An 18,760-nucleotide genomic window follows, 5' to 3' on the forward strand; every position below is an offset into this window, starting at 1 on the left:
TATTATCAGGGTTCAAACGATGTGACAAGCAAACTCAGAAAGAACAATCTCCACTATGATGAAAACAAGCCAAGGTCTGTTAAGGAGTCAATTAAAGGATTTAAAAATGACATGAAATACATCAACAAGTCCCTTAAGGAAATTGAGAATCCAACACAGATCGATTATGTTTCAGTCGTTGACAGAACTGAAGAATACGACCCTGCAGACTACCTGAACATGCCAAGTGATGATGATTCAGATTTAATAATTCAAAGGGAAGAGGAATTGACCTTTGCCGAGCAGGAGGAGATAAGAATCCAAAAAGAAATGGAAATGGATGCTCTTAAAAAGGAAATTGAAAGTGATGAAGACGTGATTGTTCCTGTTCATCAACAGTTCAAAAAGGAAGAGCTTAAGGACCAGGCTCTGGAAGACATTATCCAGTCTGCCGATGAGGACTATAAGGAAATTGAAAAGGAAAGGCACAAACAGGACAATCAGCTTAAGGCTTTCGACAATCATAAGCTGCCGGGCAAAAAGAAACTTGAGGATAATATTTTCACTTATGTTGTGGCCGATGAAATCGGTTTGAAATCATCTGATGACTTATATAAACAGCCAATTGAAAATGTGGCCAGTTCAGTTAAGGTGATTGTTGATGTTGAAGGTCCGATACATGTAAATGAGGTTACAAAAAGGATTAAAGATAGCTGTCACATCAAGCGTGCAGGAGCAAACCTGAAAAAGACAGTCAATGCAGCCATAGAGGATGCGGAAAAGTCAGGAAGCATTATAAAAATTGGTGACTTTTTATATGATGCATCAAACAATGATGTGATTATCAGAAAAAGGGACAAGCCAAACATCGAACTGATTTCAGATGAGGAGATTGCAAAAAGCATCGAACTTGTATTGACATATAATCCAAACATTACAACAAAACAGGTTGCAAAAGATACTTCACGCAATTTCGGATTCAAGTCAACTTCTAAAAAGACCGCCACTAGAATCAATGGTGTTTTGGACTTGATGATTGCAAACAATCGTGTAAAAATTCACAATGACATTGTTGAGCTTAACTAGGTGTTTGAATGTCGACCAAAGTTAAATCTCCCGATAATTTGCCAAACAAACCCGGCGTATATATTATGCGTGATTCGCAGGACAACATCATCTATATCGGAAAGGCAAAGAATCTCATCAAAAGGGTAAAATCTTATTTCAGACAAAAGCTTGACAGGCCAAAGACCCAAATTTTGATGAGCCATTTTGATAGTTTGGAATACATTGTAACCAACTCCGAAAAGGAGGCTTTAATTTTAGAGGCCACCCTAATTAAAAAGCATCGCCCAAGGTATAATGTTCAGCTTAAGGACGATAAGCGTTATCCCTATGTTAAAATCACCAATGAGGAGTTTCCCCGATTGGTCATTACAAGAAATGTGACCAAGAACGGAATATTTTATGGTCCGTTTACAGATGTGGGATCCGTTAAGCAAACAGTCAAATTTTTAAAATCACTGTTTAAAATAAGAACCTGTCGCAATATGGATGGGCCTTGCCTGAATGCACAGATTGATTTATGTTATGCTCCATGCGACGGCAGAATATCTAAGGAGGAATACTCTGATATAATTAACAAGATCGATTTGTTTTTCCAGGGAAAATATTCCACCATTGTCAAGAACCTGAAAAAGGAGATGATGGATGCTGCAGGTAATGAGGAATTTGAAAAGGCGGCGGTTATAAGGGACCAGATTGAATCAATTGAAGAGATAATGGAAAAGCAGTTTGTTGATTTGGTGGATGATGATTTGGATCAGGATGTAATAGCCATTGCACCAGGTGAAAATGAAGTTGTTGTCATTATAATGCCAATCAGAAACGGCAAGATTGTAGGTCGTGATGACTTTTTGATGAGTGCATCGCAGTATGATTCATCATCCGAAATTATTTTTGCTTTTATTCAACAGTATTACGGTTATAATAGGCATGTTCCGAAACAGATTCTTTTGGATGAGGACATTGATGAAAAGGAACTGTTGCAGGACTGGCTGAGTGATTTAAGGGGAAACAAGGTTAAAATCAAGGTTCCTCAAAAGGGAGTTAAATTAAGGCTTGTTAAGATGGCAAAGAAAAATGCCGAGATTATCAAGCATCAGAAGAAAAAGATGGAATCCGCATTGATAGAACTTAAGAAATACCTTAAACTTGAAAAATTGCCTCATGTAATTGAAGGATATGACATCAGTAATATTTCAGGCAAGTTCGCCGTCGGTTCAAAGGTGTCATTCAAAGACGGAAAGCCCAACAAAAAGATGTATAAACATTTCAAAATGGAAACTCCCGGACCGAACGATTTTGCCATGATGGAAGAGCTTTTGACCCGTAGATTGAAAATGGTTGATCGTGACCCGGAACCTGACCTGATAGTCATTGATGGAGGTAAGGGACAGCTTGGAATGGCCTGTGGGGTTTTGGAAAAATTAAATCTTACACACATTCCAATCATTGGTCTTGCAAAGGAATTTGAAGAGGTGTTTACTCCAAATTCAAAACGCCCAATCATAATTCCAAAAAACAATAAGGCATTATATTTGCTTCAGCAGGTCCGTGATGAATCGCACCGGTTTGCAATAACTTATCACAGAAAGCTTCGCAGTAAAAATATTTCGGCCTCTTCGCTTGACGATATAGCTGGCGTTGGTAAAAAAAGGAAGCTTGCCCTTTTAAAGAACTTTGGAAGTATTGATGGCATCAAAAAAGCATCAGTTGATGAATTGGCTGAAATAGAGGGCATGAATTTAAAAACGGCTAAAAATGTCTATAATTATTATCACTAAGCTATAATTATTTTTTACAAAAAAATACTAATTTTCCATTAACTTTAAATATAAGAATTTTTAAAATGATTTTATAACAGAATTGGAAAAGGTTATGTTATATGGTAAAATGTCCAAGGTGTGGATATGACAATTCATCCACTGCCGTATACTGTGATAATTGTGCCTATCTTCTCGCTGATTCTGATGGTAAAAGAATAAATAATCAGAAGAGGGAAAGCAGCTGGAATATGGGCTTTGGTAAAAAAATTGTAATTGTGTTGGGAATTATTGTTGTAGCTTTTTTATTGTTTTCTTTTATTTATAATAATACTCAACCGTCTGAACAAGAATCATTAAATGTTATTACTGATGATGGAAGTAATTTACAAACTTCTTCTTATCCTTATCAAGCCGTAATTGAATATGATGGTAGCTGGTATGCTGAAATGGGGGATCCAAACTATCTTGTAAAAGAATCTGCCGAGGGCAAAAAAACTTACACTCTGGATTGTGCCGGATGGGAAAGGGTAGCTCTTGATGTTCAAAAACAGGATTATGGTGAAGGTCCGCTTAAAGTTCAATTGGTGAGAAACGGTGAGGTTGTTGCTGAAAATACAACTACTCAGCCTAACGGAAGAATCGTAATAAATTACAATTATTGAACTTCCTTGAGTCTTTCATCTAAAAGTTCAAGCAGTTCATCAGTTTTATACAGTCTGATTTCCTGTGAATCCTTATCCTTGAATATCTTGATAAAGGTAATCAGGTCATTGCATAATTGGTCGTATTGGATACTTAGTGTGTTAAAGTTATTCAGTAGTCCGAATGCTTTTTGTTGGTCCAATTTGGGATTGTCCCTTAAGATTCTTTCCATATTGGCAAAATGAGTCTCAATCAGGATTTTTTCTCCTTCCAACTTATTCATGTATTCTTGAATTTTATTGTCGCTAGCCATTTTTATCACTTGTTTTATAGTATTAAAATTAAAATATAAATAGTTTCAACAATATACTTCTATAAATATAAGGGGCATTATAATGATAAAAGTTGAAAATGTAAGCAAGGATTATGAATTGGATGACGGAACTAAAGTCACCGCTTTAAAAAATGTTAGTTTTGAAGTTAAGGAAGGCGAAATACTTGGAATCATGGGAAAAAGTGGTTCCGGTAAGACTACACTTTTAAGAGCTTTAAGAGGTGTCGAACATATTGATGAAGGAAGCATTGAAGTGGGTGAAGTAAAAGTAACTTCAGAGTCTTCCCAGTTTTATTATAACAATCTCAAAAAGGAAACCGCCATTCATCTCCAAAGGTCTTTCGGCTTATGGCCGGATACAGTACGTGAAAACGTTTTAAGAAAATTATATTCCAGAAACTATTTTGATGAAGGAGATACTAACTTTGAAGTGGCCGAAAGCGAATTCGGTGATGAAGCCGATGAATTGCTAGAGCTAGTTTCCCTAACTCACAAGTCCGATCACTACGCATCTGTCTTGAGCGGCGGTGAAAAGCAGAGACTGATTATGGCAAGGCAACTTGCAAAGCAGCCTAAAGCTTTACTTCTTGATGAACCTGCAACCATGGCATGCCCCAAAACAAAACAAGAGATATTGGATGCAGTTAAAAAAATCAATAAGGAACTCAACATTACCGTAGTACTTGTATCACATTTGCCTGATGTTCAGAAATATTTGGCTGACCGGGTAATATTGCTTGAAGACGGTGAAATTGCCGATGAAGGCTCAGCTGATGAAATATGTGATAAGTTCATGGAAGATATGGACGATATTGTTGATATTCAAAATATCTCAACTGATGAGGAAGTAATTGACGTAAAAGATGTCTATAAAAGATTCTATTTGCTCACTGGAGGTGAAGTTCTCCAGATTGAAGACATCAATTTCAAGGTATTCAATGAAAACATCCTAAGTATCATCGGACCCAGCGGTGCCGGCAAAACCGTACTTTTGAGGATGCTTGGAGGATTGGAGGACCCTGACAAGGGAGAAGTCCTCTACAAGGTGGATGATGAGTGGGCGGACATCGACATTCCCGGAATGAACCGTATGAAGATACGTTCAAAATTGGGATTCATGCACCAGGAATTTGCGTTAGTGCATTATGCAACAGTTTTAAGTCAATTGGCCACCAGATTAGGTTATAAGAATCAAAATATCATTAAGGAAGCTCAGGCAAGAGCCAAAAATCTGGGCCTCAGCGAGGAATTGCTGGATTCATTTTACCTGTTAACCGATTTGCCTGAAAGCGAAGCCAAGGAACGTTTAAGGCAGGTTGGTCTTGACGGTGAAATACTGAATGATCTCTTTCCGAGATTTCCCGAAACCGCTACAAAAGAGGCTGTTGCAGACATTTTTGAAAGCCTTGATTTGGATATGGATATTCTTCACAGAAAGTCATATGAGCTTTCCGGCGGGCAGAAAGTGCGTGTAATGCTTTCATTGATTTTAATTTCAAGACCAAAATTCCTGCTTTTGGATGAGCCGTTCGGTGATTTGGATCCGGTAACCTTAAGGGATGTAACCAATGCACTCAAAACCATTTCAAAGGATTATGGAATTACCGTCGTAATGATTTCACACAATACTGACTTCATTAAGGAACTCTCCAACAGGGCAATCTTCATGGATGACGGCAAAATCATTGATGACAGTGAAGACATTGATGAGATTGTGGATAACTTCATTGATTTCTGTCATGCTGATTATCTGAAAGGGGATTAAAGATGTTTGATGTAATTGCAGTTCCTGTTGACGGGTCTGATTATTCTTATTCGGCAGCAGACATGGCTATTGAAATAGCAAAAAAATTCAACTCAAAGATAGCGGCAGTGCATGTTCTTGAAGAGTTTTCACTTAGCAGTTATGATGAAGAAGAGGACTCCGGCGATGCGATACTTGCAAAAATAACCAAAAAGGCAAATGATGTGGGCGTTGAGGTAACTGAACATCTGCTTACTGCAGACCCATTAAGGGATATGAAGTTCATCGTTGACCAGACAAGGGCGGATTTGGTTGTCATTCATGCCCATGGGTCAAACAATAACAGATTCGTGTCATTTGATGAAAACAATGTTTCTGACACTCAAGTAGGTTCAGTTTCAGAAAGGCTTTTAAGGACTTCTGAAGTTCCTGTCTTATTGGTCAGATAATTCCTAAAACTTATTTTTTTCTTTTAATTTTCTATTATATCCTATTTTTTACTATACTTTTAAATAATATGAAAATCTATATTATTTATAACATAAATTGTTTATATTAAAGGAGATATTTTATGATTGTAAAAGATTGGTGCTCATTCTGTGGAGAATGTGCTGGAGTTTGTCCAAGAAACTTGATTCAAGTAAGAGAATATAGTTTGGTTTTTAACGAAGAAGATTGCAAAGAATGCTCAATATGCATTGATGCATGTCCTATTGATGCATTGGAAAGAGAGGAATGATTAATATGATTGAAACTGATGTAATTGTAGTGGGTTCAGGACCTGCAGGTTCAAGCGCAGCAAAACACGCTGCATTAGGTGGTGCAAAAGTAATTTTGATGGATAAGAAATCTGAAATTGGATCTCCAAAAAGATGTGCTGAAGGAGTTTCAATCGAAGGGCTTGAAAAATTGGGAATTGAACCTTCTCCAAGATGGGTCACTCAGGAAATTCAGGGAGTAAGGATTCAAACCCCTGACAAGACCGATGTATGGCTTACAAGTGATGAAGTGAAATTGCCTGAAGCAGGTTACATTCTTGAAAGAAAAGTATTCGACAAGCATATGGCAATGGATGCCGCAAGAGCCGGTGCCGAAATCAGAATCAAAACATTAGTAACAGGAATCGAAAAGATTGAAAACGGTTACATTGTTAACACCGAATGCATGGGCGAAAAGATTGACTATAAATGTAAAGTATTAATCGCCGCTGACGGTCCTGAAGGTCACGTTGCAAGATGGGCAGGACTTAAGCCTGCAGCAAAACCTAAGGAAATGGAATCAGGTGTTCAATACGAAATGTGTAATGTTGAATTCGAAAGGCCTGGTGTAATTGAATTCTATTTGGGTTCATGTGCTCCTGGAGGATACGTATGGATTTTCCCTAAAGGCGATGACATTGCAAACGTAGGTTTGGCTATACTTCCTCACAAGGCTGAAAAGACTGCCAAGGAATATCTTGATGATTTTGTAGCTACTTCACCATACCTTAAAAACGCTCAGGCAGTTGAAATGAATGTAGGTGGAGACCCTGTTGGCGGTATGACCAAAAAACTTTATGATGATAATATTTTAGTCTGTGGAGATGCTGCAGGACAAGTAAATCCATTGACAGGTGGAGGAATCATCTCCGGTATGACTGGAGGAATGTGCGCAGGTCAGGTGGCTGCTCAAGCTATTAAAGAGGACTGTTCCAAAAAATTCCTTAAGGTATATGACAAAATGGCTCATGAGGCATTGGACCATGATATCAAAAGATACAAAAAGGTTCAGGAATACCTGCTCACCTTATCCGATGAAGAGCTTGACAGTATTGCACATGCATTCCAGGGTGAAAGCTTTGAGAAAATTTCCACTACTGAAATCGTTAAAAAGTTAATCAAGATTTCTCCAAAAGCATTACTTAAGTTAGGCAAATTCGTATAGGTGTTTAAATTGATTTTAGTTACTGGAGGAGCAGGTTACATTGGTTCCCATACCAATAAGGCCTTGCATAATGCAGGTTATGATACTGTTGTACTGGATAACCTTTCAAAGGGTTATGAAAATTTCGTAAAATGGGGAACCTTGGAGAACTATGACATTGGAAGCAGGGATTTAAATGAGGTTTTTGAAAAATATGACATTGATGGTGTTATTCATTTTGCAGGATTTATTTCAGTAGCTGAATCTGTTGAGATGCCTCAAAAATATCTTAAAAACAATTATAAAAATACCTTAAATCTCCTTAAGGTAATGAGGGAACATAATGTGGACAAATTTATTTTCTCATCAACTGCAGCTGTTTACGGAAATCCCGAAAAGATTCCAATTACCGAAGACTCTAACCTAAAACCAATCAATCCCTATGGACACTCCAAATGGTTAGTGGAAAAGGCACTTGAAAGGGAAGCTGAAAAAGGAGACTTTAACTATGTTGCATTGAGGTACTTCAATGCATCAGGATGCGACTTTGACGGACAAATCGGAGAGTTCCATGACCCCGAAACCCATTTGATACCATTGATATTGGATGCGGCTATCGGAAAGCGTGATTGCATTTATATTTATGGTGATGATTACGACACTCCTGATGGAACATGCATCCGTGACTATATTCATGTCAACGACCTTGCGGATGCCCATATAAAGGCATATGAATACCTATGCAGTGAAAACGAGTCCAATGTGTTTAACTTGGGAAACGGTCAGGGATTTTCTGTTCGTGAAGTAATAGAAATGTGCAAGAAGGTCACCAAAAGGGACTTTGAGGTAAAGGTCGATGAACGCCGTGATGGCGATCCTGCACGATTGGTGGCGGACTCTTCCAAAATCCGAAACAAGCTTGGATGGACTCCACAATATGACTTGGAGCAAATAGTCGAATCTGCTTGGATGTGGCATCAAAAAATCAATGGAATTTAGGTAATATTCATGGAAGACGAAAATCATGGATCAAAAATCGATGTTCGAATAATTGTTGGAGGTTTGGATATTGCACAGCTGGTATCAAAGGCTGTTAACAATATTCAGCTTGAGCAGAACTACAACATTATCGTTTCATCCATAATACCTACTGTTGAAATTGATATAGTAAAAAAGGTTGCCGGCGGCGCGGATATTTTGCTTATAGGAAGCTATGGGCATGATGAAACATATAATATTCTTTTCAATGAATTGAAAACTGATTTTAACCATATTGGCCTGTTTGATTATAACAACATCATTATTGAAGATGAATCCATTGATTTCAAACTTGCAGAAAAGGAAATTTTAAATTCTATAATTAAATCAACATTGTCCTATTCCTTAAACCTTATCAACATTCACACTTTGGAAAACAAGCTGATGAAGGTGACTCATAACTATAATAGTCTTTTGGATGACTACAATCAGATTATCAAGGAACAGGAAGTATTGGTCCGTGAAAATAAGGAATTGCGGGAAGATATTGATGAAATCAAATCCGATTATTCCGCATTCAGACTGCGCTATGAAGATATCTATTCCAAGGAAATTCTGGAGGTTTTTAGTCTGTCCGATTTGTGGTATGATACTTTCCATCAGGATTTGGCCGATGAGGAAAGGATTGTGATTGCTACAAACAAATTTAAACCGGAAAATATTATTGTTGGACAGGGATATATTGGAGCGGAATCAAGACAAAAGGCTATTGATTGGCTAAATATTGTTAGAACCGCTTTAATCTTTGTCGATGATAGTGGGGATGAATTGAAAAAAGAATTGGACTCCAATGAAGAAACACAAACTCCTGAAGTTGGAGATGATTATGAAATTCCCAACACCTTTGAAAACTTCTGGGACTAAAACATTAATTATTTTATAGTAGTTTTGCTAAAGATATAATTATATATTTTGGGAGTTATCACATGCAAGGTGAAATGGAAGACAAGTGCGGTATTGTTGGTTTTCATTGTAATGATGAATCCAGGGATGTTGCACCACTAGTTTATTATTGTTTATATGCTTTACAGCACAGAGGTCAGGAATCTGCAGGAATTGCTACTTTTAAATCAGATATTGGTCTAAATTATTATTGCGGCATGGGTCTGATTACCGATGTTTTCAGGGATTATGAGATACATAATCTTCCGGGCAATATGGCCATTGGTCATGTAAGATATTCTACTACTGGCCAATCCAAAATTGAAAATTCACAACCTTTTGTAACTGATTTTGGTGATGGATTTATTGCCATGGCTCATAATGGAGATATTGTCAATTCTGAAGAGTTAAGAAAGGAACTCATCGATGAAGGATTTTACTTTAAGTCCGACTGCGATTCTGAAGTAATTTGTTACCTGCTTAAAAAAGAGCATTATGATAATGATAAAAACGTTTTGGCAGCTATTGAAGCGGTATGCAGCAAGCTTGTAGGTTCATATGCATTAACCATTTTGGTAGATGGTGAATTGTATGCCGTAAGGGATCCTATGGGAATAAAACCCCTTGCCATTGCAAAAAGAGATGACGAATTTATTTTGGCTTCTGAAACTGTTGCTTTTGATGTAATCAATGCAGAATATATCAGGGATATTGTCCCTGGTGAAGTTGTATACTTTAAAAATAATGAGATTAACTCCTATATGTTGGAAAGTGCAGGAAAATGTAAGCTTTCACATTGCATGTTCGAATATGTTTATTTTGCAAGGCCTGACAGTACAATTGATGGAATCAATGTCTATCAAACCAGGATGAATATCGGTCGTCAGCTGCACAAATTATATCCGATTGATGCTGATATTGTAATTCCAGTGCCGGATTCATCAATTCCGGCAGCTATAGGGTACTCAAGAGCTTCTGGAATACCTTATGGTGAAGGATTGATTAAGAACAGGTATGTTGGACGGACATTCATTATGCCGACTCAGGAAGAAAGGGAACTTGCAGTAAGGCTTAAGCTAAATCCAATCAAAGAAGCCATCAAGGGCAAAAAGATAATCCTGATAGATGACAGTATTGTTCGCGGAACAACTTCAAAAAAATTGCTTGACCTTGTAAAAGAGGCGGAACCGGCTGAAATCCACTTTCTGGTAGGTTGTCCACCTGTAATCTCACCATGTTATTATGGTGTAGCTATGGCAACCAAAAAGGAATTGATTGCAGCAAATTATTCTGTTGAAGAAATCAAGGAACAGTTGCGTATTGATTCATTGGGTTATATTACTCTGCCCGCTTTGGTTGATGCTATCGGAATGCCTGAAGAGGATTTATGCTTAGGATGCATAAATGAAGTTTATCCTACAAAGATTCCGGAAGGACTTGAAGCTGAAACATATTATAAGCCTTAAGAGATTTTTATGGTCGAACTGTTAGCTCCTGCCGGAAATTTTATTTCATTACGTGCCGTTTTAGAGAATGGTGCGGATGCAGTTTATTTTGGCCTTGATGATTATAATATGAGAGCCAATGCAAAAAATTTCAGTTTGGATGATTTAAGCAGAGTTTCCGGCATTGCTGAAGAATATGGGGCTAAAACCTATTTGTGTACAAACATTATTCTAAACGAACGCTTGGCCAGTGAACTTGATTCCAATCTCGAGAGGATTTCATCGTCTGATATTGACGGACTTATTTTATCGGATATTGGCATGATTGAAAATACCGTATCCCACGGTCTTGAAGCCCATGTGAGCGTTCAGGAAAACGTCACCAATTCATATACTCTTAAAACCCTTAAAAAGTTAGGTGCTAAAAGGGCGATATTGTCTCGTGAGCTTTCTTTAAGGGAAATTACTGAAATAACTAAAAAGTCACCTATCGAAACTGAAATATTCATTCATGGTGCTATCTGCATGGCAATTTCAGGGCGATGCTTTTTAAGTTACGGATTATATGGCAGAAGTGCCAATTGTGGGGACTGCCTGCAGCCCTGCCGTAAAAATTGGACATTGACCTATGAGGAAGGGGATGACAATGTCATCAACTTTTCAGATGTTGAGGATGAGACATTCGTTGTAACCGGCAGTGATGATGGAAGTTACAGAACTAACTTCTTTTCACCAAAGGACATGTGCATGATCGAATATATTCCCCAACTAATTGAAAGTGGTGTTGCATCATTTAAGATAGAGGGAAGGGCTAGAAGTCCGGATTATGGCGCTATGGTAACCGGAATATATCGTGAAGCCATTGACAGTTATCTTGATGATTCCTTGGAATATGAAGTTAAGCCCCAATGGATGGATGAACTGACAAGTGTTTTCAATCGGGGATTTGACACTAACTTTTACTTTAACACTCCATTTGAGACAAGTGAGGATAATCAGTCCAAATATATCAAAAAAGACATCGGTCAGGTTGTCAATTACTACAATAAGGTTAAAGCGGCTGAAATCAGAATTTGGGATGACTTGAAAATCGGCGACAAAATCATAATACAGGGCCAGACTACAGGATCGATTACCCACACTATTGAATCTATGCAAATTGACGGAAATCCCGTTGAAAGCGTTAAGAAGGGATGCAATGTTGCAATTGCAATCCCAAACAAGGTTCGTGAAAACGATTTTGTATATAAGTTGGAAAAGCGCAGTGAAACTCTTTAGATACAGGTGAAATGATGATTAAGAAAATTGCTATTTATGGAAAAGGCGGAATAGGAAAAAGTACTACAGTAGCCAATCTATCTGCCGTGTGGGCAAAGGAGGATTTGAACTGTTTGGTAATCGGATGTGACCCAAAGGCAGATACAACACGTACTTTGTATGGAAAAAGAATTCCAACTGTTGTAAATACTTTAAAGGATAACCGTTCACCTGAAAGGGAAGATCTGGTTTTCACAGGTTTTAATGGAATTCAGTGTGTTGAAAGCGGAGGGCCCGAACCTGGGGTTGGATGTGCCGGGCGTGGTGTTATTGTGGCAATGAAGCGACTTGAAAATCTTGGCATTTTTGATGACGAGCTGGATGTTGTCGTTTATGACGTTTTGGGTGATGTTGTCTGTGGCGGTTTTTCAGTGCCTTTGCGTGAAAAGTATGCTGATGAAGTGTTGATTGTAACTTCAGGAGAATACATGTCACTTTATGCTGCAAACAATATTGTTCGAGGGGTTAAAAAGCTTAAGGGAAATCTAAGCGGTATTGTATGCAACTGCAGAAATGTGGATAATGAGGAGCAAATTGTCAATGACTTTGCAAAAAAGATAGGTACACATGTAATTGGTACAATTCATAGAAGTAATTTAATTCAGGATGCTGAATTAGATGCAAAAACCGTTGTAGAAAAATACCCTGAAAGCGATGAAGCATTAGAATACATGAAGCTTGCTTCAAGCATCATGACTAATGAAAATGTGTCCACACCGGAACCTATGAGCGACGAAGATTTCGAGGAATTTTTCAAGTCTTACCTTGAATGATATTGCACAGGGGGAATTGGATGTATTTTTCAACTGACTATTCCTCACCGATTGGTGATATGCTTATTGCAAGTGACGGTGAAGCCATCTGCGGGGTATGGTTTTACGGACAGAAGCATTTCAGCTCAACTGTTGGAAAAACAGTTAAAAATGATGATTTGGCTATTTTTAAGAAAGCTAAAACTTTTTTTGATGATTATTTTGAGGCAAAAAATCCTAAAATCGACTTCAGGCTCAGGCCCGAAGGCAGTGAATTCAGACGCAAGGTTTGGAAAATTCTTTCTGAAATTCCATATGGAAAAACGATGACCTACGGTGAAATCGCATCCGGAATATCTCCCAGGATGTCTGCTCAGGCAGTTGGTGGTGCAGTGGGAAACAATCCGATTTCCATTTTGATTCCCTGCCACAGGGTGTTGGGAGCTGGTGGAAAGCTGACGGGTTATGCTGCAGGCATTGACAAAAAGATCGAATTGCTGAAATTGGAAAAGATTATGTGAGTTTGTTTGTAAATCCGATAATCTTTTCGACAGCTTGCGCCTGCTGGCTTTCAGGAGTAATTCCTGCCGGATTATCGCCGGTCTGATTTCCATAATATGCAAATTGCGCGTGATTTCCACCATCAATTATAAATTCGGTAAAATTGCTCAGCAATGATTTGGATTTGTTGTAATTTTCCATATTCAGGATTCCATCATTTGAACCATAAATAGATAGGACAGGTTTCCCAATCTTTTCTGTTGAATATCCTGAAAGCAGAACTGCGGCATCACCTCTTCCGGTGTGGGCCATGTATGATGTGGCTGCAACGCTTCCCAGGGAATGGCCGGATATCACATAATGGGAATAATTTGTATTTTCAATAATTGAATCTGCCTCATTTTCACCGAAAAATGCCAGATTGAAAGGCATTTTTACAAGATAGCAGTCAACACCTCTTGAAGATAGATTGACAAGCATCGGCAGATAGGCAGTATATTCAATTTTGGCTCCAGGATAGAAAATCAATGCTGTGTCATTGCCGTGCCCATCTAAAAAAAGTCCATTGTCCATTTCAACAACCTTAACCTCATCGGTTCCGTTCAGATATCTGGTCGCATCCTCCTGTGCGGGACTGTATTCGGTCAGATAATATGCTGCATATGCAATGAGCAATGCGGCAACTACAATTATTGCAATCTTGATTTTTCTGTTCATGAATGCAATTATGGTTCGTAATGTTGATATACTTATCGTAATTTTTTTCAAAAATAATATATTAATCCAAAACCAAATTTTAATTATGAAAAAACTTGCAATCTTTGATTTTGATGGAACGCTTTTTGATTCGATCCATGATGTCATAATCAATTTCAACAAAACGCTGGAGCTCTATGGTTTTCCCACATTGGTCCGTGAGGAATTCCTTGACTGTTTAGGGGGCAATATCGATGATATTGTTGAATTGGTATTGGGGGATAATGCAATGTCTGAAAACATTGAGAATGTCAAAAAAACATACCTTGATTTATATTACTCCTCAAAAAAGGAACTTACACTGCCTTTTCCAAAAGCCCATGATCTTCTAAAGGACCTGCAGGACATTGGTGTGATTCTTGCCATCAATTCAAACAGGTATACGGATTCGCTTGAAAGCTTTGTTTTCAAATTCTTTTCAGACATTGATTTTCTTTTGATTGAAGGCCACAGCTTTGACAACCCTTCAAAACCCGACCCATCAGCAGTTAAAAAAATCATTGAAAAAGCGGCAGTTTCGCCGGATGAGGCGATATATATCGGAGATTCGAAAACAGACATCCAAACGGCAAAGAACGCCGGAATTGATTGTGTGATTGTCAGATGGGGCTACGGGAATGAAAACGACTGGAATGACAAGTACATTTTGAAATCCATTGACACCATGGATGAAATAAAGGATTTTTTCATCTAATTTAAATTTCTAGGAAGATAATATGGATTTGCCCTTAAATATTGTCATAGGTAATGGAATCTCACTGATTGCAGGCATTTTTATCATATTGAGCATGTGGGTTAATGATGAAAAGGAAGCCTACAAATACCAGTTTTTGAATGCATTCATATTGATAATATCCTCCGTATTCTTTTTTTCCTGGACAGGAGTGACCACCATGGCAATTGCGGCTGCAAGAAACCTGATGGTGTATAAGGACAAATTGACATTTAACTGGACGGTATTTTTCATAATCATTTCTATTGTTTTGGGTCTCATTGTAAATACGATGGGTTTTGTAGGGCTTTTGCCCATCATTGCCATCGTACAGATTACGCTATGCAATTACTATCTAAAATCAATCAAGACAATCAAAACAAGCTTCATTGTTAACAGTGCCATTTATGTTGTTTATTTTCTTGCGATTCTTGATTTTTCGTCTGCAGCTATCGAAAGCATAACTGCACTGATAGGTCTTGTGTCCCTGTTCAGGTTAGTGTATGGTGAAAAGTATTTTTAGTGTGAAATCCTATTAAATATTATGTTGTTCGTACACTACCCTAAATGTTCAACCTGCCGCAAGGCCAAAAACTGGCTGGATGAACATGACATAGAATATGAGTCAAGGCACATTGTTGAGGATAATCCGACCTCTGAGGAACTTCAAAATTGGCATGAGATGTCAGGTTTGCCGTTAAAAAGATTTTTCAACACAAGCGGCATGAAATACCGTGAGTTGAAATTAAAAGATAAGCTTCCGGATATGGACAATCAGGAAAAATATGATCTCTTGGCAACAGATGGCATGCTTGTTAAAAGGCCTGTTGTCGTTGGGGATGATTTTGTTCTTGTTGGATTCAAGGTCAAGGAATGGGAAGAAAAACTGTTGTAGATGATTTGCTTTTGATGGAGTGGAATAGATATGGGAGGAGCTTCACTTTTAATCAGCGCAATTGCGTTGCTTCTGGTTGGAATTGTCGTATACAAAAACAGACAATCAAAAATCGCCGTAATCTGATTCATTCTGACTGTAATAATATTTATTTTAAATATTATTTTATCGGCTCATTCTGGAGCAATCGGTTATGCTTGCCTCAACCTGTTTGAGGCATTAGGTTAATCGATATCAGGCATTGCAGAAGAGATTCTGCAATTGCAAACCACTTTTTTTTAATTTGACCTTATCAATGATTAACTTTAAAAAACAAAAGAATCAAAATTAATATTGTATAAAATATTTTAGGGGACAAAATATTGTTAGATATAAAATTATTCAGAGAAAATCCACAATTAATTATAGACTCTGAAAAAAAGAGATTTAGAGACACTGAAAACGTAGAAAAAGTAATAGAATATGACACCTTATGGAGAGAAGGTGAAAGAAAACTTAATTCCTTAAGATCAGAGAAAAACAAATTATCCAAATCATTCAAAAAAGCAAAAGAGGAAGGTAATTTGGAGGAAGTGATTTCAAGATCAAAAGAGGTCGCAGCAGAAATCAAAGAACTGACTGCAAAGAATGCAGATTACCTTAAGCTTCGTGATGATTACAGATATAAGGTTGGAAACATAATTGATGAGGATGTTCCAATATCAGATACCGAAGACGACAATGTTGTTGTAAAGACATTTGGCGATAAACCTGAATTCGGTTTTGAACCGTTGAATCATGTTGATTTGATTGAATCAATTGACGGTGCGGATTTGGAAACCGCTGCAAGCATTGCAGGAGCACGTTTCTACTACTTGAAAAGGGACATATTGCATTTGAATCTTGCACTGATTCAATTTGCACTTGCAGAACTTGAAGATGAGGGCTACATTCCAATGCAGACTCCGTTCTTTGTGAAAGGGGAAGTGGCAGCTGAAACTTCAGAGTTAGGTGAATTTGAAGAGACCCTATACAAGGTAGAAAATGAAGACATGTACTTGATTGCAACTGCCGAGCAAACATTGGCTGCACTTCACAGAGATGAAATCATCGCACCTGACGAGTTGCCTTTAAGGTACTGTGCTCTTTCAACCTGCTTTAGAAAAGAGGCAGGCTCACACGGAAAGGATACATTGGGAATATTCAGGGTTCACCAATTTGAAAAAATTGAACAATTCATTTATTCAGCTCCTGAAGATTCCAAAAAGCAGCATGAGCAACTGATGGAAGTTACTGAAAGGATTTATCAAAAGTTAGGCCTTCCATATCAGGTAATAGCTATTGTATCATCTGCTTTAAATGATAATGCGGCCATCAAATACGATCTGGAAGCATGGTTCCCTGGTTCCAGCACATATCGTGAACTGGTTTCATGCACTAACTGTAAAGACTACCAAGCACGTAAAACAAAAACACGTGTTGGAAGAGCAGGTTCCGGAGATGCGCAAACTTTGCACACTTTAAACAGTACAGCAATTGCAACCGAAAGGACAATGTGCTGTATTTTGGAGAACTATCAGCAAGAGGATGGCAGCGTTAAAGTTCCTGAAGTGTTGGTCCCCTACATGAACGGAAAGACAGTCATCGAAGCTAAAAAATAATCCTATTTTTTTTTAAAAGTGTGAATTTTTCGCACTTCACTCACTATTTTTTTTTAATGAAATATTCTGCTTTATAATTATTTTTAAATACTTTCCCTTTGAAATGTAAATATATAAGATAATTGTAGGGTTGTATTATGAAATTTGGAAAGATAATGCTGATGGCTTTTGTGCTTTTGGCTATTTTAACGGTTGGTGCGGTTAGCGCCGGTGAAAATGTTCTGGATAATTCAACGATTTCATGTGACGATTCAGACATTTTGGATGCGTCTCCAGATGGGGAGGATATATTGGAAATGCCTGCAGATGAAAGCGATGATGCTCTAAAAGGGGAGTTGTCGGATGAATCAGAAATTCAAAAGGCATCTCAGAGTGATGTTTTGCAGGTTAGTGAAAATATGAGTGAAGAGGTTTTGGCATTCTCCACTTCTAAAATCGGATTCATGTTTCCTGACCATTCAATTTTGGAGCTTGATGGTGAAAACGACTTCTGGATTATTAATGATAGGAGGGTCGAGTTTCCTGAAGGCTCTTCCATAATGATTGTCGCAAAGGATTTGAATACCGGCATCAAATACAAGGATGCCTTGCCTGTGGAATCCTTTGTATGTGAATATGGATATGAAAATGTCCATTATATGATAGGTCTGGCTTCATTTAAAAAGATTCCATTGACTCCGGGTCATAAGATCAGTTTCAAGGTATATTATGTCTCACCTTATGGCAAGGCAAAATATCTGGGCAAGGATACAGTAAAGGTTAAAAAAATTAAAAATATTATACATCATGATTTCAACTCACACATTTACTCCAAGCAGAAACTGACTGCAGTCTGCTATAAGTCCGACGGCAAGTTTGCTTCAGGCATTGAGGTTGATTTTTACATTAACGGCAAACTCCATCAAAGGGTCAAAACTGATTCTCAGGGAGTGGCCACTTTCGATTTGCCAGATAAGGTGGGCAAGTTTACTTACTGGATTGACGGGTCAGGATATGATTCCATATTGAAAATCAATCACTGTTTGAAAATTTCAAAACTCAAAGTCAAGAAGTCCGCCAAAAAAGTAACGGTCAAGGTCTTGCTTAAAAAAATCAATGGAAAATTTAAAAAAGGGCAGAACATCACTCTTAAATTTAACAAAAAGAAATATAAAGCAAAAACCAATAAAAAGGGCGTTGCAAAATTTGTCATTAAAAAACCTGTTTTGAAAAAGCTTAAGGTTGGAAAAATGGTCAAAATCAAGGCCACTTACCTTAAGGATTCAGTCAAAACGAAAGTGAAGGTTCAAAGATGATGAATTTTTCACAAGAAACCTTTCATGCTGGGGGATAAGAAGTTAATTGTTAACTCAATATGGGCTTTCATACCCATATTCTATTTTTTTTGTAACTA

General features: G+C 37.8%; 20 protein-coding genes. 18 read left to right on the top strand and 2 right to left on the bottom strand.

The window, feature by feature from the left end; translation table 11 throughout:
- From ACJMLO_RS03600 to ACJMLO_RS03610, 3 genes are all read left to right on the top strand, one after another.
- A partial coding sequence (locus ACJMLO_RS03600; RefSeq protein WP_405294002.1) for a DUF3320 domain-containing protein occupies positions 1-1,065 on the top strand: 1,065 nt, incomplete at its 5' end.
- 8 nt (positions 1,066-1,073) lie between these two features.
- The gene (gene uvrC, locus ACJMLO_RS03605; protein WP_405294004.1) at positions 1,074-2,825 is read left to right on the top strand and encodes an excinuclease ABC subunit UvrC; all 1,752 of its coding nucleotides are present in this window, start codon (positions 1,074-1,076) and stop codon (positions 2,823-2,825) included.
- Between the two features lie 101 nt (positions 2,826-2,926).
- Complete coding sequence (locus tag ACJMLO_RS03610) at positions 2,927-3,469, top strand: zinc ribbon domain-containing protein (protein WP_405294006.1); 543 nt, start codon at positions 2,927-2,929, stop codon at positions 3,467-3,469.
- Here ACJMLO_RS03610 and ACJMLO_RS03615 read toward each other — a convergent pair.
- Positions 3,463-3,762, bottom strand: a complete 300-nt coding sequence (locus ACJMLO_RS03615) for a hypothetical protein (protein ID WP_405294008.1) — start codon at positions 3,760-3,762, stop codon at positions 3,463-3,465. The two genes, ACJMLO_RS03610 and ACJMLO_RS03615, sit on opposite strands and share 7 nt — an antisense overlap.
- An 82-nt stretch (positions 3,763-3,844) precedes the next feature.
- Between ACJMLO_RS03615 and ACJMLO_RS03620 the strand changes: the two genes are divergently transcribed.
- From ACJMLO_RS03620 to ACJMLO_RS03665, 10 genes are all read left to right on the top strand, one after another.
- On the top strand, positions 3,845-5,548 hold the full coding sequence (locus ACJMLO_RS03620; protein ID WP_405294010.1) for an ATP-binding cassette domain-containing protein: 1,704 nt from the start codon (positions 3,845-3,847) through the stop codon (positions 5,546-5,548).
- A gap of 2 nt (positions 5,549-5,550) precedes the next feature.
- The gene (locus ACJMLO_RS03625) at positions 5,551-5,976 is read left to right on the top strand and encodes a universal stress protein (protein ID WP_405294012.1); all 426 of its coding nucleotides are present in this window, start codon (positions 5,551-5,553) and stop codon (positions 5,974-5,976) included.
- Between the two features lie 122 nt (positions 5,977-6,098).
- On the top strand, positions 6,099-6,266 hold the full coding sequence (locus ACJMLO_RS03630) for a 4Fe-4S binding protein (RefSeq protein WP_405294014.1): 168 nt from the start codon (positions 6,099-6,101) through the stop codon (positions 6,264-6,266).
- A gap of 5 nt (positions 6,267-6,271) precedes the next feature.
- A complete protein-coding gene (locus ACJMLO_RS03635; protein ID WP_405294016.1) occupies positions 6,272-7,450 on the top strand; it encodes an NAD(P)/FAD-dependent oxidoreductase in 1,179 nt (392 codons plus the stop codon).
- A 9-nt stretch (positions 7,451-7,459) separates the two neighbouring features.
- Positions 7,460-8,428, top strand: a complete 969-nt coding sequence (gene galE, locus ACJMLO_RS03640; protein WP_405294018.1) for a UDP-glucose 4-epimerase GalE — start codon at positions 7,460-7,462, stop codon at positions 8,426-8,428.
- Positions 8,429-8,437: 9 nt separating this feature from the next.
- Positions 8,438-9,331, top strand: coding sequence for a hypothetical protein (locus tag ACJMLO_RS03645; protein WP_405294020.1), 894 nt, complete (start codon positions 8,438-8,440; stop codon positions 9,329-9,331).
- 62 nt (positions 9,332-9,393) lie between these two features.
- Positions 9,394-10,815, top strand: coding sequence for an amidophosphoribosyltransferase (gene purF, locus ACJMLO_RS03650; RefSeq protein ID WP_405294022.1), 1,422 nt, complete (start codon positions 9,394-9,396; stop codon positions 10,813-10,815).
- Between the two features lie 9 nt (positions 10,816-10,824).
- On the top strand, positions 10,825-12,072 hold the full coding sequence (locus ACJMLO_RS03655; RefSeq protein ID WP_405294024.1) for a peptidase U32 family protein: 1,248 nt from the start codon (positions 10,825-10,827) through the stop codon (positions 12,070-12,072).
- A 14-nt stretch (positions 12,073-12,086) separates the two neighbouring features.
- On the top strand, positions 12,087-12,884 hold the full coding sequence (gene cfbC, locus ACJMLO_RS03660; protein WP_405294026.1) for a Ni-sirohydrochlorin a,c-diamide reductive cyclase ATP-dependent reductase subunit: 798 nt from the start codon (positions 12,087-12,089) through the stop codon (positions 12,882-12,884).
- A gap of 20 nt (positions 12,885-12,904) precedes the next feature.
- Entirely contained in the window at positions 12,905-13,384 is a 480-nt protein-coding gene (locus tag ACJMLO_RS03665) for a methylated-DNA--[protein]-cysteine S-methyltransferase (RefSeq protein WP_405294028.1), read from the top strand.
- On the opposite strand, the gene ACJMLO_RS03670 is transcribed toward ACJMLO_RS03665, so the two are convergent.
- Entirely contained in the window at positions 13,377-14,081 is a 705-nt protein-coding gene (locus tag ACJMLO_RS03670; RefSeq protein ID WP_405294029.1) for an alpha/beta hydrolase, read from the bottom strand. The two genes, ACJMLO_RS03665 and ACJMLO_RS03670, sit on opposite strands and share 8 nt — an antisense overlap.
- 85 nt (positions 14,082-14,166) lie before the next feature.
- Here ACJMLO_RS03670 and ACJMLO_RS03675 point away from each other — a divergent pair, with 85 nt between their 5' ends.
- The 5 genes from ACJMLO_RS03675 (at position 14,167) to ACJMLO_RS03695 (ending at position 18,662) form a co-directional block, all read left to right on the top strand.
- The gene (locus ACJMLO_RS03675) at positions 14,167-14,814 is read left to right on the top strand and encodes an HAD family hydrolase (RefSeq protein ID WP_405294031.1); all 648 of its coding nucleotides are present in this window, start codon (positions 14,167-14,169) and stop codon (positions 14,812-14,814) included.
- Positions 14,815-14,836: 22 nt separating this feature from the next.
- On the top strand, positions 14,837-15,355 hold the full coding sequence (locus tag ACJMLO_RS03680) for a YgjV family protein (protein WP_405294033.1): 519 nt from the start codon (positions 14,837-14,839) through the stop codon (positions 15,353-15,355).
- Between the two features lie 21 nt (positions 15,356-15,376).
- Positions 15,377-15,727 (top strand): arsenate reductase family protein, encoded by a 351-nt coding sequence (locus tag ACJMLO_RS03685; RefSeq protein WP_405294035.1) that lies wholly within the window; start codon positions 15,377-15,379, stop codon positions 15,725-15,727.
- Between the two features lie 362 nt (positions 15,728-16,089).
- Positions 16,090-17,367 (top strand): serine--tRNA ligase, encoded by a 1,278-nt coding sequence (gene serS, locus ACJMLO_RS03690; RefSeq protein WP_405294037.1) that lies wholly within the window; start codon positions 16,090-16,092, stop codon positions 17,365-17,367.
- Between the two features lie 137 nt (positions 17,368-17,504).
- Positions 17,505-18,662: a hypothetical protein gene (locus ACJMLO_RS03695; protein WP_405294039.1), complete on the top strand. Its 1,158-nt coding sequence runs from the start codon at positions 17,505-17,507 to the stop codon at positions 18,660-18,662.
- Positions 18,663-18,760 lie beyond the last annotated feature (98 nt).

The sequence above is a fragment of the Methanobrevibacter sp. genome (assembly GCF_045120835.1).
Taxonomy (GTDB): domain Archaea; phylum Methanobacteriota; class Methanobacteria; order Methanobacteriales; family Methanobacteriaceae; genus Methanocatella.